General features: G+C 62.2%; 12 protein-coding genes. 9 read left to right on the top strand and 3 right to left on the bottom strand.

All coding sequences use genetic code 11. The features are described from left to right. Window positions 1-5: 5 nt before the first annotated feature. The 6 genes from I8N66_RS04995 to I8N66_RS04970 all read left to right on the top strand — a co-directional run bounded on the left by I8N66_RS04995 (window position 6) and on the right by I8N66_RS04970 (window position 6,516). Window positions 6-956, top strand: coding sequence for an ABC transporter permease (locus I8N66_RS04995; RefSeq protein WP_291150375.1), 951 nt, complete (start codon window positions 6-8; stop codon window positions 954-956). 3 nt (window positions 957-959) lie between these two features. Further along, window positions 960-2,153 (top strand): amidohydrolase family protein, encoded by a 1,194-nt coding sequence (locus I8N66_RS04990; RefSeq protein WP_291150373.1) that lies wholly within the window; start codon window positions 960-962, stop codon window positions 2,151-2,153. After that, the gene (locus I8N66_RS04985; protein ID WP_291150370.1) at window positions 2,150-3,634 is read left to right on the top strand and encodes an amidohydrolase family protein; all 1,485 of its coding nucleotides are present in this window, start codon (window positions 2,150-2,152) and stop codon (window positions 3,632-3,634) included. The genes I8N66_RS04990 and I8N66_RS04985 overlap by 4 nt, the downstream gene beginning before the upstream one ends. Beyond that, window positions 3,631-4,617, top strand: a complete 987-nt coding sequence (locus I8N66_RS04980; protein WP_291150368.1) for an ABC transporter ATP-binding protein — start codon at window positions 3,631-3,633, stop codon at window positions 4,615-4,617. Before I8N66_RS04985 ends, I8N66_RS04980 begins: the two co-directional genes overlap by 4 nt. Next, window positions 4,614-5,594, top strand: coding sequence for an ABC transporter ATP-binding protein (locus tag I8N66_RS04975; RefSeq protein ID WP_291150365.1), 981 nt, complete (start codon window positions 4,614-4,616; stop codon window positions 5,592-5,594). Before I8N66_RS04980 ends, I8N66_RS04975 begins: the two co-directional genes overlap by 4 nt. A gap of 271 nt (window positions 5,595-5,865) precedes the next feature. Then, a complete protein-coding gene (locus I8N66_RS04970; RefSeq protein ID WP_291150362.1) occupies window positions 5,866-6,516 on the top strand; it encodes a DUF480 domain-containing protein in 651 nt (216 codons plus the stop codon). A 67-nt stretch (window positions 6,517-6,583) separates the two neighbouring features. On the opposite strand, the gene I8N66_RS04965 is transcribed toward I8N66_RS04970, so the two are convergent. Beyond that, window positions 6,584-7,318, bottom strand: coding sequence for an aspartate/glutamate racemase family protein (locus I8N66_RS04965; protein ID WP_291150359.1), 735 nt, complete (start codon window positions 7,316-7,318; stop codon window positions 6,584-6,586). A gap of 369 nt (window positions 7,319-7,687) precedes the next feature. On the opposite strand from I8N66_RS04965, the gene I8N66_RS04960 reads away from it, so the two are divergent. Next, the gene (locus I8N66_RS04960) at window positions 7,688-8,374 is read left to right on the top strand and encodes a GntR family transcriptional regulator (protein ID WP_113540660.1); all 687 of its coding nucleotides are present in this window, start codon (window positions 7,688-7,690) and stop codon (window positions 8,372-8,374) included. A gap of 69 nt (window positions 8,375-8,443) precedes the next feature. Then, on the top strand, window positions 8,444-9,271 hold the full coding sequence (locus I8N66_RS04955; protein ID WP_291150349.1) for a bifunctional allantoicase/(S)-ureidoglycine aminohydrolase: 828 nt from the start codon (window positions 8,444-8,446) through the stop codon (window positions 9,269-9,271). A 132-nt stretch (window positions 9,272-9,403) separates the two neighbouring features. Here the strand turns inward: I8N66_RS04955 and I8N66_RS04950 are convergent, their stop codons facing one another. Next, on the bottom strand, window positions 9,404-11,212 hold the full coding sequence (locus tag I8N66_RS04950) for an ABC transporter ATP-binding protein/permease (protein ID WP_291150347.1): 1,809 nt from the start codon (window positions 11,210-11,212) through the stop codon (window positions 9,404-9,406). A 204-nt stretch (window positions 11,213-11,416) separates the two neighbouring features. On the opposite strand from I8N66_RS04950, the gene I8N66_RS04945 reads away from it, so the two are divergent. Next, complete coding sequence (locus tag I8N66_RS04945; protein ID WP_291150344.1) at window positions 11,417-12,262, top strand: methyltransferase domain-containing protein; 846 nt, start codon at window positions 11,417-11,419, stop codon at window positions 12,260-12,262. Window positions 12,263-12,327: 65 nt separating this feature from the next. On the opposite strand, the gene I8N66_RS04940 is transcribed toward I8N66_RS04945, so the two are convergent. Beyond that, complete coding sequence (locus I8N66_RS04940; protein ID WP_291150341.1) at window positions 12,328-13,626, bottom strand: S41 family peptidase; 1,299 nt, start codon at window positions 13,624-13,626, stop codon at window positions 12,328-12,330. Window positions 13,627-14,031 lie beyond the last annotated feature (405 nt).

The following is a 14,031-nucleotide window of genomic DNA, read 5'->3' as shown; positions in this document are numbered from 1 at the left end:
CTGCCATGACAGATCACGTCCAGCAATCCACACAGCCACGCCGACCCTCGCGGCTTGCCCGCTGGCGCCAGAGCGACCTCTGGTGGTCCTTCACCCACAAGCCTTCGGCAATCATCGGTGCGGCCATCCTCACCTTCCTGATCGTGACCGCGTTTGCCGCTCCGCTGATTGCGCCGCAGAACCCCTTCGATCCGGCTCAGCTCGAACTCTGGAATTCCGAGTTGCCACCGATCTGGGAGGCAGACGGCCAGTGGCCCTATGTGCTCGGTACCGACACGCAGGGCCGCGACATGCTCTCGGCCATCCTCTACGGCTCGCGCATCTCGATCCTGATCGGCGTCGCGTCGGTCGTGCTTTCACTCGCCGTCGGTCTTAGCCTCGGCCTCGTCGCCGGCTATTTCGGCCGCGTCATCGACAACGTGCTGATGCGCATTGGCGATGTACTTCTGTCGATCCCGACGATCCTGATCGCGATCCTCGTCAGTGCCGTCGCACGCCAGATGCTGCCGCCGGAACTGAGGGACGTCGGCTCGGCCGCTGTCCTGGTGTTGGCAATCACGCTCAGCGCCTGGGTGCAATATGCCCGTACCGTCCGCGCCCAGACGATCGTCGAACGCGGCAAGGAATATGTTCAGGCCGCGCGCCTTCTGAAGACGCCGGCACGGCGGATCATGCTGAAGCACATCCTGCCGAACACGCTGACGCCGATCATGGTCGCCGCGACTTTGAACTTCGGCATGGCGATTCTGACGGAGGCGACGCTCTCCTTCCTCGGCATCGGCATGCCGCCGAGCCAGCCGAGCCTCGGAACGCTGATCCGCCTCGGCAATCAGTTCCTGTTTTCTGGCGTATGGTGGGTCGTGCTCTTCCCCGTCGTCCAGCTTTGCCTTCTCGTGGTCTCGGTCAACCTGCTCGGTGACTGGCTGCGCGATGCGCTCAATCCGAAATTGAGGTGAATGATGTCCAATCTTCTGATCCGTAACGTCAGGCCCAACGCCGGCGAAGCGACCGACATCCTCGTTCGCGACGGCAAGATCGCCGCCTTTGGCAAGGAGCTTGCAGCCGAAGGCGTGGAGAGCGAAGACGGCAACGGCCATATCGTGATCTCCGGTCTCGTCGAAGCCCATACCCATCTCGACAAGTCCGTCTGGGGCATGCCCTGGCATGTCAATGCCAAGTCTGCGACGCTGCGCGAACGCATCGACTTCGAACGCGAGCAGCGGCTCGAAATCGGCATCGACCCGCACCGCCAGTCCATGCGCCAGGCGATCATGCTCGCTGCCAACGGTGCAAGCCACATCCGCAGCCATGTCGACATCGATACCACCCATGGCCTTAGGCTGATGGAAGGCATCATGGAGACGCGCAGGGTCCTCGAAGGCATCATCGACATCGAGATCGTTGCCTTCCCGCAGTCGGGCCTCCTTACCCGTCCGGGCACACTCGAACTCCTCGACAAGGCTCTGAGCAATGGCGCGGAAGTCCTTGGTGGCATTGACCCTTGTGGCATCGACAGAGACCCGAAGGGGCACCTCGACGCGATCTTCGGCCTTGCCGACAAACATGCCAAGCCGATCGACATTCACCTGCACGAGCAGGGCGAACTCGGCGCCTTCAGCATGGAGATGATGTTCGAGCGCATCCGCGTGCTCGGCATGCAGGGCAAGGTGGCGATCAGCCACGCCTTCGCACTCGGAGCCCCGGATTATCTGCGGGTAGCCGGGCTGATCGAACAGATCGCCGAGCTCGATATCCGCATCATCACGACCGGTTCACCATCCTCGACCGTGCCGCAGATCCTTCGGTTGAAGGAGGCAGGCGTCAAGGTGGCGGCCGGCTGCGACGGCATTCGCGACACCTGGGGTCCGTGGGGACAACCCGACATGATGGATCGTGCCCGCATCCTCGGCATGAAGAACGGCCTGCGCCGTGACGTCGACCTCGAGCATGCGCTCCATGTCTGCTCGAAGGGCGGCGCCGAGGTCATGGACATCAAGGGGTACGGTCTTGAGGTCGGCTGCAACGCCGATTTCACCCTGCTTACCGGCGAGACGCTGGCGCATGCCGTCGTCGACGTCGCGCCGCGGCCGCTGGTCGTCAAGCGCGGACGTATCGTCGCCCGCAACGGCGTCTCGGAGGTAGCCATCCCATGAACAGCATCAAGGATTTGACACTCGGTCACCGTGCCGAGGGACGCACGCTTCTGACCGCGCAATGGGTGCTCGGTCACCGTGACGGCTCCCATCTGCTTATCCCGAACGGCGAGGTTGTGATCGAAGGCGGCACGCTGCTCTACGTCGGGCAGCACTTCGAGGGCGAGGTGGCCCGGCGGATCGATCTTGGAGCGGCGATGATCAGCCCCGGCCTGATCGACCTCGATGCGCTCTCCGATCTCGATACGACGATCCTCTCGATCGACCATCAGCCCGGCTGGGCCAAGGGTCGCGTCTGGCCACGTTCCTACATCGAGCGCGGCCCCTATGAGATGTACACGCAGGAGGAACTGGCGTTCCAGAAGCGCTTTGCCTTCGCCCAGCTTCTCCTGAACGGCATCACCACGGCCGCTCCGATCGCCTCGCTCTTTTATCGCGAGTGGGGCGAGACCGTTGCGGAATTCGCCGCGGCTTCGGATGCGGCTGGCGATCTGGGCTTGCGCGTCTATCTGAGCCCGGCCTATCGCGCCGGCGGCATGATGGTCACAGCGCCTGGCCAGCTCGAAGCGATCTTCGACGAGGCAAGGGGCCTCAAGGGCCTCGATGATGCCATCGGCTTCATCCGCGAGCACGAAGGGCGTCACGGCGGTCTGGTCAAGGGCCTGCTGGCTCCGGACCGGGTGGAAACGTGCACCGAGAAGCTCTTGGTCCGTACGGCAGACGCGGCGCGTGATCTTGATTGCCCGATCCGCCTGCATGCGGCGCAGGGCACCATGGAAGTCGATACCGTTCGCCGCCTGCACAACAAGACGGCGCCGGAGTGGCTGGCCAGCCTCGGTTTCTTAAGCGACCGGCTGATTGCGCCGCATGCGACCCAGGCGACCGACAACGATCTGCGGCTCTATGCGGAAAACGGCGTCAGCATCGTTCACTGCCCGCTGGTTTCGGCCCGCGGCGGCAGCACGCTGAACTCGTTCCGCTCCGTCAAGGCTCGCGGCGTCAACATTGCCATGGGTACGGATACGACGCCTCCGGACATGCTGATGAACCTGCTGGTCGGGTTGATCACTTGTCGCGTTGTGGAGGGTGATGCGTCCGCTGTCAGCTGTGCCGATCTTTTCGACGCCGCGACGCTTGGCGGCGCCAAGGCGCTCGGCCGGCCGGACCTCGGTCGCCTGGAAGCAGGTGCCCGCGCCGACATCGCCGTCTTCGACCTCATGGACCACCACATGGCACCGGCAATCGATCCGATCACCACGCTGGTGGTCGGTGGTTCCGGACGCGTCACCAAGGCTGTCTTCGTCGATGGCCGGCTGTCGATGCGTGATGGCGAGGTTGCAGGTTTCGACATGAACGAGGCGCGCGCAAAGGCGCAGGTGCAGTTCGATGGCCTGATCGCCAAGTATCCGGAAAGAAGCTTCGGCCATCCGCCGGTCAGCGAGATCTTCCCGCCGAGCTATCCTCTGGAGGTGCAGCGATGACGGAACACCACTCATCGGCCGTGCTTGACGTGCGCGGCCTCTGCGTCGAATTCCCCGGGCGCCATGGAACGGTGCAGGCGCTTTCGGACGTCTCCCTCAGCATCCGTCCAGGCGAAATCCTCGGCGTCGTCGGCGAATCCGGCGCCGGAAAGTCGATGACCGGCCTTGCGGTCCAGGGTCTGCTGGAGCCGCCCGGCCGTGTTTCCGGCGGCGAAGTCTGGCTCTCGGGACGGCGTATCGACCAACTCGACGACACCCAGATGCAGCAAGTACGTGGCCGGCAGATCGGCGCGATCTTCCAGGATCCGTTGACCTCGCTGAACCCGCTCTTTACCATCGGCGCGCAGCTCGTCGAAACGATCCGTCTTCACCTGAAGCTCTCCAAGGCCGATGCAAAGGCCCGTGCGATCAAGCTCCTCAAGGAAGTCGGCATTCCGGCTCCCGAGGCGCGCTACGACCACTATCCGCATCAGTTCTCCGGCGGCATGCGTCAGCGCGTCGTCATCGCCTTGGCGCTCGCCGCCGAGCCGAAGCTGATCATTGCCGACGAGCCGACGACCGCGCTCGACGTCTCGATCCAGGCGCAGATCACCTCGCTGTTGCGTCGTCTCTGCGACGACCATGGAACTGCGGTCATGCTGGTCACACACGACATGGGCGTTATCGCAGAGACCGCCGACCGTGTCGCCGTGATGTATGCCGGTCGACTGGTCGAGATCGGCCCGGTCGACGACGTGCTGAAGAACGCGCGCCACCCCTATACCCGCGGCCTGATGGGCTCGATCCCGGCTCTCGGCCGTCGCGTCGAGCGGCTGAACCAGATCGACGGTTCGATGCCGCGTCTCAACGCGATCCCCCCCGGCTGCGCCTTCAACCCGCGCTGCCCGGAGGCGGGCCCGCGCTGCCGCAAGGATCGCCCCGAAACGGCGCCGGTCGGCACCGGCGTCGCCGCTTGCTGGCTCAATGCAGGAGGAGTTCTATGAGTGATGCCCTGACGGTCAACGACCTGACCTGCAATTTCGATGTTTCCGCGCCCTGGCTCAACCGGGTGATCGAGCGCAAGCCGCAGCAGTTCGTGCGGGCGGTCGACGACATCAGCTTCACCGTGCCAATGGGCGGCTGCCTCAGCCTCGTCGGCGAATCCGGTTGCGGCAAGTCGACGGTGGCGCGGCTCGTCACCGGTCTCTACCGGCCGACGGAAGGCGAGGTGCGGTTTGCGCCGGGCAAGGACGGGCAACCGCTTTCGGCCCAGATGATCTTTCAAGATCCCTATGCCAGCCTCAATCCACGCTGGCGCGTTCGCAACATCATCGCCGAGCCGCTGCGCGAGCTGAAGCTGCGCAATTCGGAAGCCGAGATCATGGAACGTGTCGGTGAGTTGCTGACCATCGTCGGTCTCGCGCCCTCCGATGGCGCGAAGTTCCCACACGAATTCTCGGGCGGACAGCGCCAGCGCATCTCGATTGCACGCGCTCTTGCCGGCGAACCGGAATTCCTCGTCTGCGACGAGCCGACCTCGGCACTCGACGTTTCGGTACAGGCACAGATCCTGAACCTCATGCGCAAGCTGCAGGACGAGATGGGGCTGACCTATCTGTTCATCAGTCACGACATGAGCGTGGTGCGCCACATGTCGGACCGTATCGCGGTGATGTATCTCGGACGGATCGTCGAAGAGGCGGACACCGAAACGCTATTCGCCAATCCGCGGCACCCCTATACGCAGCTGCTGCTGGAGACGATCCCGGACATCACCCATCCCAAGCGCGGACGCAGCATCGCTGCCAGTGAGGTGCCAAGTCCGCTCAATCCGCCGTCCGGCTGCACGTTCCATCCACGCTGCCCCTTCGCTGACCAGCGCTGCAAGAGCGAGCGGCCCGAAATGCGCGGTTTTGCCGATGGCTCGCGAGCCGCATGCCACCGCATCGAAGAGACGGTGAAGGCGATCCACGCGGCCTGAGACAATTTAGTTCCCTGAAGCCTTGGGCTCCGTGTCGTGCCAGACGCGGAGCCTCTTTTTTTCGTGCGGTTCAAGTGAACTGCTTTGCGGGCCAATGGTCCTCGCATTCCCGTCGTCAGGTGAATGCTACGGTGCTAACCGGAATTCAACGAAATCGGCCCATGACCATTTCCGGGCTTCGATACTCACGTTAGGGTAGGGGCCGAAAGCCGGGCCGGACCCGCAACGAGGCTTGGCTGGGATCGAATGCGTTGATTTGAAGAGTTGGCTTATGAACACGACCTCCGACACCGATTTCCCCGTCCTCAATGCCGTTGAAGCCCGCGTTCTCGGATGCCTGATCGAGAAGAAGGAAACGACACCAGACGTCTATCCGCTGACGCTCAATTCGGCCCATGCTGCAGCCAATCAGAAGACGGCACGCGATCCCGTCATGGTGGTCGAGCAGGTGGACGTTCATCGCGCGCTCTCGTCGCTGTCGCAGAAGGGACTGGTGCGCCAGGCATTTGCATCGCGCGTCGAGCGCTACGAACACCTGGTCGCCAACCGCTTCTCGCTGACATCGCCGCAGATCGCCATGCTGGGCCTCCTGCTTCTTCGTGGCCCGCAGACGGCCTACGAGCTCTGGGCGCGCAGCGAGCGCATGGCGCGTTTCGCCTCGATCGAGGATCTGAAGGACAATATCGATCTGATGATGGGCCGCAGGCCGCCACTGATCGTTCAACTGAACCGTGGAGCAGGTCAGCGAGAGGACCGTTTTGCGCATCTGCTGTGCGGCGAAGTCGAGCAGCCGACGGCCGAAAGGGTGGCGGTATCTTCGGCGCCGAGTGGTTCGGCGCTGTCTGCCCTCGAAGAACGACTGGAAGCACTCGAGCAGAAGGTGGCGACACTGCAGGAGCAGCTTGACGCCCTGTTGCGCTGAAACAGCCATCCTATGTCAGCGATATCCACCGGACGGGTCGCCGCCCGGTGGTCGTGACAGCCGGGGTTTAGCCGGCGACGTCGACCAGCCTGCAGGCCGGGCCTTCCTTGACGCGAGGATAATCATAGGCGCCGACCTTCGAGGTGGCATAGCCGCCGCCAACCAGGGCTTCGGCCAGCTTCACCGCAGCGGTCACGCCGTCGATAACCGGCATCCCTGTGCGCGTCTTCAGGCGGTCGCACAGTTCGGACATTCCCGCACAGCCGAGGATGATTGCCTCGGCACCATCTTCCTGCCGCGCCTTGAGGATCTCCTGTACCAGCATTTCCTCTGTGTGGGCGAGATCTTCCTCCAATGCCAGCACAGGCATGTCTACCGAGCGGACCTTGCGGCAGCGATGGCCGGCACCATAGGCCTCGGCGAGATCCTCAATGATCGGCACCGAGCGGGGCAGGGTCGTGATGATCGTAAACCGGGTGGCTATGTTCATCGCCACTTGCACTGCCGCCTGACAGATGCCGATCACCGGACCGCGGGCGATTTCACGCGCAGCGCCAAGACCGGGATCGTCGAAGCAGGCGATAACGTAGGCGTCGACGCCGCGCTGCTCACCCTTGCGTATTTCGGCAAGCATGGCCGGCACGGCCATGGCTTCGTCGGCGTGGCCTTCAATGCTGGCTGGGCTTGACGTTGGGTTAACAGACTCCAGTTGGGTCTGGGGTGCTGCAACACGCTCGGCGCTTCGATGCGCCTGTTCGGTCATGGAGCGGGTGGAATTCGGGTTGATGAGCAGGAGGCGCATGGATCAGCTCGATTTCCGAAGAGCAGCAAGGAGGGGGGCGGCCGCCGTATCAGGCGTCAGCATTGCGGACCGCTTGGCGAGAGCGCCGGTACCGCCGCATTCGGCCGTCGTCCGGTGAAATCCGGCAGCAGGCGATAAATAGTCCTGGGCCGGCAGTTCAGTGAAATCAAAGTCCATCGGGGCTCTCAAGTGGCGCCGCGCCTGGGTCTCAAGCCCCGTCGCACGGTCGTGTTTAAGCAGTTGCCATTGCACATCAAGTTGCGGTACACAATATTGTCTACAATTTTGTAGTCAATATCTAACTGCAGCGGGTGGAATTGACTTTGAGCGCCGCACGGCGAGAGTAAGTGAACGGCTAAGGGAGATTTCATGTACAACGCGGACGAAGCCGCCGGTGCTCCGACGGCGATCATTTGCGAGAAGATCTGGCTTGCGATTGCAGAACGGCGGCTAAGGCCGGGAACGCGATTGAAGGAAGAGCAACTTGCCGAAATATTCTCCGTCAGCAGGGCCCGGATCCGCCAGGCACTGACTGCGCTCGAGCGCGACGGCTTGGTGACGATCATGCCGAACCGCGGCGCCTTTGTCTCTGAGCCCTCCGTGGATGAGGCGCGCGATGTCTTCGTTGCCCGCCGGGCTATCGAGCAGCGCGTGGTCGAGCGCCTTTGCGAACGCGCCAACCCCAAGGATATCGTGCGGCTGCGCGCACATATCGAAGAAGAGCGCATCGCAGGTCGGTCCGGCAATCTCTCTGATATCGTTCGGCTTTCCGGAGGTTTTCACCTGTTGCTCGCCGAACTCTCGGGCTCGGCCTTCCTCTTCGGCATCCTGCGTGACCTCGTTTCCCGTACATCCTTGATCACCGCGATGTACCGCTCGAACCACCTGCACAACTGCGGTCCGGACGAACATCTGGCTGTGGTCGAGCACGTCGCGTCGCGCGATGCCGCAAGTGCGATCAAGGAAATGGCCGAACACTTGAACCACGTGGAAGCGGAACTGGACTTGGACGAGGAAAAGGACCAGCCCCGCGATCTGCGCACTGCCTTGCTTTGACGCCCGGCGCCCGACCCATTGCACCGCACTTTAGAGGAGGCGGTGCCTGCCAGCAGACTGAAGGAAGATATGACCAAACGTAGTTACTATGCGCCCCATGGCGGCAACCCGCCGCAAACCCAACTCCTTTCGGATCGCGCGGTCTTTACCGAAGCCTACGCGGTGATTCCGAAGGGGACGATGATGGACATCGTCACCAGCTATCTGCCGTTCTGGGACAAGACCCGGCTGTGGATATTGTCCCGTCCGCTCTCCGGTTTTGCTGAAACATTTTCACAATATATCATGGAAGTCGCTCCGGGCGGCGGTAGCGAGCGGCCGGAACTCGACGCGGGCGCCGAGGGCGCAATCTTCGTCGTCGAGGGTGAACTGACCGTCACGCTCGACGGCAAGGCGCACAAGATGCAGCCGGGCGGGTTCGCCTTCATTCCGCCGGCCAGCAATTGGACCGTTCGCAACGGAAGCGAAGCGCCGGTTCGTTTCCACTGGGTGCGTAAGGCCTATGAGCACGTCGACGGCTTGCCCGTGCCGGAAGCCTTCTTCGCCAACGAAGCCGAGATCACCCCGTCACCGATGCCAGGCACCGACGGCAAGTGGGCAACGACCCGGTTCGTTGATCCGGCCGATCTGCGCCACGACATGCACATCACCATCGTGACGTTTGAGCCTGGCGCGATCATCCCCTTTGCCGAAACCCACGTTATGGAGCACGGCCTCTATGTGTTGGAAGGCAAGGCGGTCTATCGGCTCAATCAGGATTGGGTTGAAGTCGAGGCCGGTGACTACATGTGGCTGCGCGCCTTCTGCCCGCAGGCCTGCTACGCCGGTGGCCCGGGCAAGTTCCGCTACCTGCTCTACAAGGACGTGAACCGCCACATGAAGTTGAAGACGCGTTAAGGCGACCGACGCCGGGTAAAGCAAAACCGCGCATTCACAGAATGCGCGGTTTTCTAATTCCATTACATTTTACGCCGGACCGAGCCGTGCGTTCGAGACATTGCCGCGACCGCGCGAACACGATCGCTTGCTTCAATCCACCAGTTGCGGATCGGCTGGCTGGAGGCTCCTTGGCTGCAACCGCCGCAGCGTATTGCCGGCCGGGTTCTTGTCGAGATGCAGGACGCGCGTGAAGAAGTCGTTGCCACGCTCGGTCCGTCCGATGTTGACGATCGTGACGCCTTTGAGTTCCTCGTCCATGAACTTCAGGACGCGCTGATAGGCATCGTCCTCCAGAGTGTCGAGCGCCTCGTCGATGATCAGCCACCGCGGCTTGTGCAAGCTGAGCCGGGCGATGGCCAGAAGCCGTTGCTCCGCCTCGCTGAGGTTCATCTGCTTGCGCGCATCCTGGTCGAGCCGGCCACTCAGCCGACCAAGTCCGACCTTCGAGAGCACGCCTGCGAGCTCGCCCTTGCCGTAGGTATCTGCAGCACCGGGATAGGCGAGAACGTCGCCAAGGGTTCCGGGCGGAAAGTAGGGTGACTTCGGGACGAAGGCGAGGCCATCATCCACCGGCAGTGCGATGCGGCCATGGCCCCAGGGCCAAAGTCCGGCGATCGCCCGGAAGAATGGCGCCTTCTCCACCTCGGGAGCACCGGTAACGAGCACCCGTTCGCCCGGATCGATCGTAACGCTTTGCTCCCGAAGCTTGATGCAGCCGGTTGGCGAGACGATCTCGACATTGTCGAAGCTCATCTGCGGCGTTTCCGACGTCTTAAAGTCGATACGCTTGTCGCCCTCATGCCTTTCGTCGGTCATCAGCAATGCCGAACGGAAGGCGGCGACACGCAGCAGCGTGGCACGCCAGTCGGCGATCGCGCCGATGTTGTCGACGAACCAGCGCAAGGATGCATGCACCTGGTTGAAGGCGCCGACCGCCATCATCAGCCCGCCGAAGCTCAAGTCTCCCGAGAAATAGACCGGTGCGGCGATGACGATCGGGGCGACGACGGTGATCCAGCCATAGCCCCCGGTTACCCAGGTCAGCCTCGTCACGGCGCGTAAGAGGCCGTAACTGATCTCAAGTACAGAAGCAAGATCGCGCTGTAAGCGTTTCTTTTCATTTGCTTCACCTGACGAGAGGGATACAGCCTCGATATGTTCGCTGACGCGCATGAGCGAAAACCGCAGCGCCGCCTCGCGGGCATAGTGCTCTCCGTTGAGCGCCACCAGCGGCCGGCCGACGAGCCAGCTTAGCCAGGAAGCTGTGCCCGCGTAGAGAATGGCAGCCCAGACCATGTAGCCGGGTATGGCAAAGGCATAGTCCGCGACATGGAAGACGAAGCCGTCGGAGAGTGACCACAGCACGCCGATGAAGCTCACCAGCAGAATGCCCGATTGGAAAAGGCCGATCGAAAGCCCTGCAGAGAGATCGGTCAGATGGCGCGCATCCTCATGGATGCGTTGATCCGGGTTGATGCCGATCGCACCCGCATTCGCCAGCCGAAATGCACGCGAGGGGCGCATCCATTCGTTGATGAGATCTTCGGTCAGCCCTTCTCGCAGACGCAGCTTTATCACCTGTCCGAGCCAGGTTTGCAGAACGTTGAGGACGAGAAGCACGCCTGCGATCTGGGCAAAAACGACAAGCTGATGCAAAAAGGCTGGCAGGTCGCGGCGCTCGAGCGTGTCGTAGAATGGCTTGTACCATTGATTGAGGATGATTTGGCCGAAGGCTGTCACCACAATGACAACGACGATGCTTATGGTCAGCCAAATGATCTTGTTGCGTAGCGGCGAGGCCATAAAGGCCCGATGCATCATCCGCAATTGATCACCGAGGGATTGTTCGTCGCTGGGTTCTATCCGGCCGTTATTTTTGCCGTTGGTCCGGTTCGACATCGGTGCGAATCTCTCCTTCCCGGTCTCCTCAATTAGAATATAGCGTGCCTCGCCCCCTCACCCTAGAGCGGATTGTCTGAGATCACATGTAACCGCGGTCACAAAGCCCCGCTTGTCCCGGCGCAAAAGTGATTTGTAACGTTTGGCAGCGGGTCCATAGTTTCGCCAGACGAGGGCGAAAACGGCGCCATGGGAGGAACCTGCATGTCCGCGCATCTCGATCAAATCCGCGATCAGCAAAGAGAAACCTGGGATCGATTTTCCGCCGGCTGGAAAAAGTGGGACGCTCTCGTCCTCGGTTGGCTTGCCCCCTTCGGCCAGGCGATGATCCGCCAGGCAGCGATCAAGGACGGCGATCAGGTGCTTGACGTCGCCGCCGGAACGGGCGAGCCGGGACTGACAGTCGCCGCGTCGATCCCGAAAGGCCGCGTCACCGTCACCGATCTCTCGGAGCGCATGCTGCAGGTGGCGAACGAAAACGCCAGCAACCGCGGTCTGACGAACTTTGAAACCAGGATCAGTGATGCCGGTGCCTTGCCTTTCTCCGACGCGACGTTCGATGCTGTCCTGTGCCGGTTCGGGTTCATGTTCTTCCCGGACGTTGCGGCAGCCGCCGAGCAATTGCGACGGGTAGCAAAGCCTGATGCGCGCGTCTGTGCCGCCGTCTGGGGGGCACCTGCCAAGAACGCCTGGGCAACGACGATTATGTCGACCATAGCGCGCCACGTCGAATTGCCGAAACCGCCGGCGGGAGCGCCCGGTTTGTTCCGTTGTGCGCCGGAAGGACTGATGACGGCTCTCTTTACCGACGCAGGGCTGCGCGACGTCCGCGAGGAAGAGGTCTCGACCACGATGGTGCACGACACGCCCGAAGACTATTGGGCCTTCATGACCGAAATCGCCGCGCCCGTGGTAGCGGGTCTGGGGCAGGCAGATGTAGCCACTCGGGACCGTATCAAGGTCGCGGTTCTGGATCTTGCCCGACAGGCGAGCAGGGCAGGCAAAGTCGAACTGCGCTCCACCGCGACCATCGTCACCGGTACGCGTTAGCCGACGGGGCACGGTGGTGGACTAAGCCTTGACGTCACGCGCTTTGGGCAAGGCCATTGGCCGGATCAGCGTGTGAACGCTGGATCGCGCGGCGTCGCCGCCTGACCACTTTTTCCGGCCGCGAGCATCCGGACCATCTCGGCGACCGCCGCCTCCCGTTGCGGATCCTTCCCTGCGGCATAGGCAAGTGGCGATGCCACGGAAATATCAGGCTCGATGCCGATCCCTTCAAGCCGCAGATCGTTGTCGATCACGGCGTCGGAAACCGCCAGTTCGAGCAGGCTGTCATCGGGCAGCACATAGGCGCGGCCTGCAAGAAGCGCACCCGCCGTCCGTTCGCCGACCAGCGGAATGGCGTTTTGCCTGAGCGCGTAGGCGAAAAGTTCCAGACCGCTGCGCGTGCCCCTGTCGATCAGCGCGATCACCGGTTTTCGCCACCGAAAGTTCGCAAGCGTTGCATCGCCCTTGCGCGAAATCAGCCGGAAAGAAGGCGTGTCGCCGACGAACAGCTCGGCGGCATCGGCCGGACCGCCACCCCAGCGCCCGCGCAGATCAACAACGAGGCCTTCCGCATCCTTGAGCGCTCCGTTCGCCAGGGCGTCTGCGACGATATCGAGACCATGGCGCGTGGACAGTGTCCACATGCGCACGTAGCCGATCCTGTGGCCATCTCGTTCGCTCAGTGTCACGCTTTCGCCGATTGCCCTCTCGAACATCGGCAGCGGTCGCAATTGCTCCACCGGAACCCTGATCGACATCGGTGCGGCGCCGCGCTCCCTTTGCAATCGGATCTCGACACTGCTGCCGACCTTGCCATCGAACGAGCCGATCTCCCGATAGGGATCCCCATCGACGGCGAGGATTTCGTCTCCGACGAGCAGGCCGGCCTTCTTGGCAGGGGAACCATCATAGACGTCGACGACGAAACGGTGGCCGTTTTCGACGGTCGTCACCATGCCGATGCCGGGATAGCGGACTTCGCCGTCCGGCGGAAACAGGCGGCGTATATCGTCGCGGATCGCGAAACGGAAAATGTCGGACAGCTCGAAATAGTCGATTGTATCGGGCTTGTAGCGCCCGGTATGCGTCACCTTAAGGCTGGCGAGGAGTGACGTGATTGCGTCGTCGACGTCGGCGACCGGGCTGGTCAGAGAGATTGGCCTATTCCCGGGCTCTAATTTCGACCGAACCGCCGCGTTGAAGCGGTCGAGCGCCTTGCCGTCGTAAAAGTTCGAATTCACCAACTCGACGACACGGTCGAACACCGGCTGGCCGGAACGCGGCAAGTCATCTGCGCGCGACACCGCCGAGGCCGATAGCAACAATGACAAGGACAGCGCCACAGCCGACAGTCCTGGGGGCATCGCCATTTCTCCAATTTCCGACGGATCGATTATCGACGAATTCTGCCAACGCCCGTGTTCACCTGTCTGCAAAATCGCGTGATCTCGGTAGGAGCCACCGTGCGCTCTGTTTTCGGGCCAATCTCACGAGGCAGGCGAGAGATCGCGACAAGGCGGGATCCTGTGCCTGCAATCATTGATTGCGCGCCTATCGATCATTTAGCGCGCCGCGATAAATCTAAGCCCGATTTACGGGCAAGACCCGTCCAAGCCCGACTGCGCCAGATCGGGCGTCTGATCACTTTGGGTCATCAGACGCCGGCGGCCAAACTAACTCGTAGGAGCTATTAAAGCCATTCAAACCAATCCGTTAAATGGAGCGGAATTTATTATGACATTTATGTAACGACGTTGTCATATGCTTTA

Origin of the sequence: Ensifer sp. SSB1 (genome assembly GCF_016652895.1) — a bacterium.
In the GTDB taxonomy this organism is placed as follows: domain Bacteria; phylum Pseudomonadota; class Alphaproteobacteria; order Rhizobiales; family Rhizobiaceae; genus Ensifer.
This window is presented reverse-complemented; position numbering and strand designations above follow the sequence as displayed.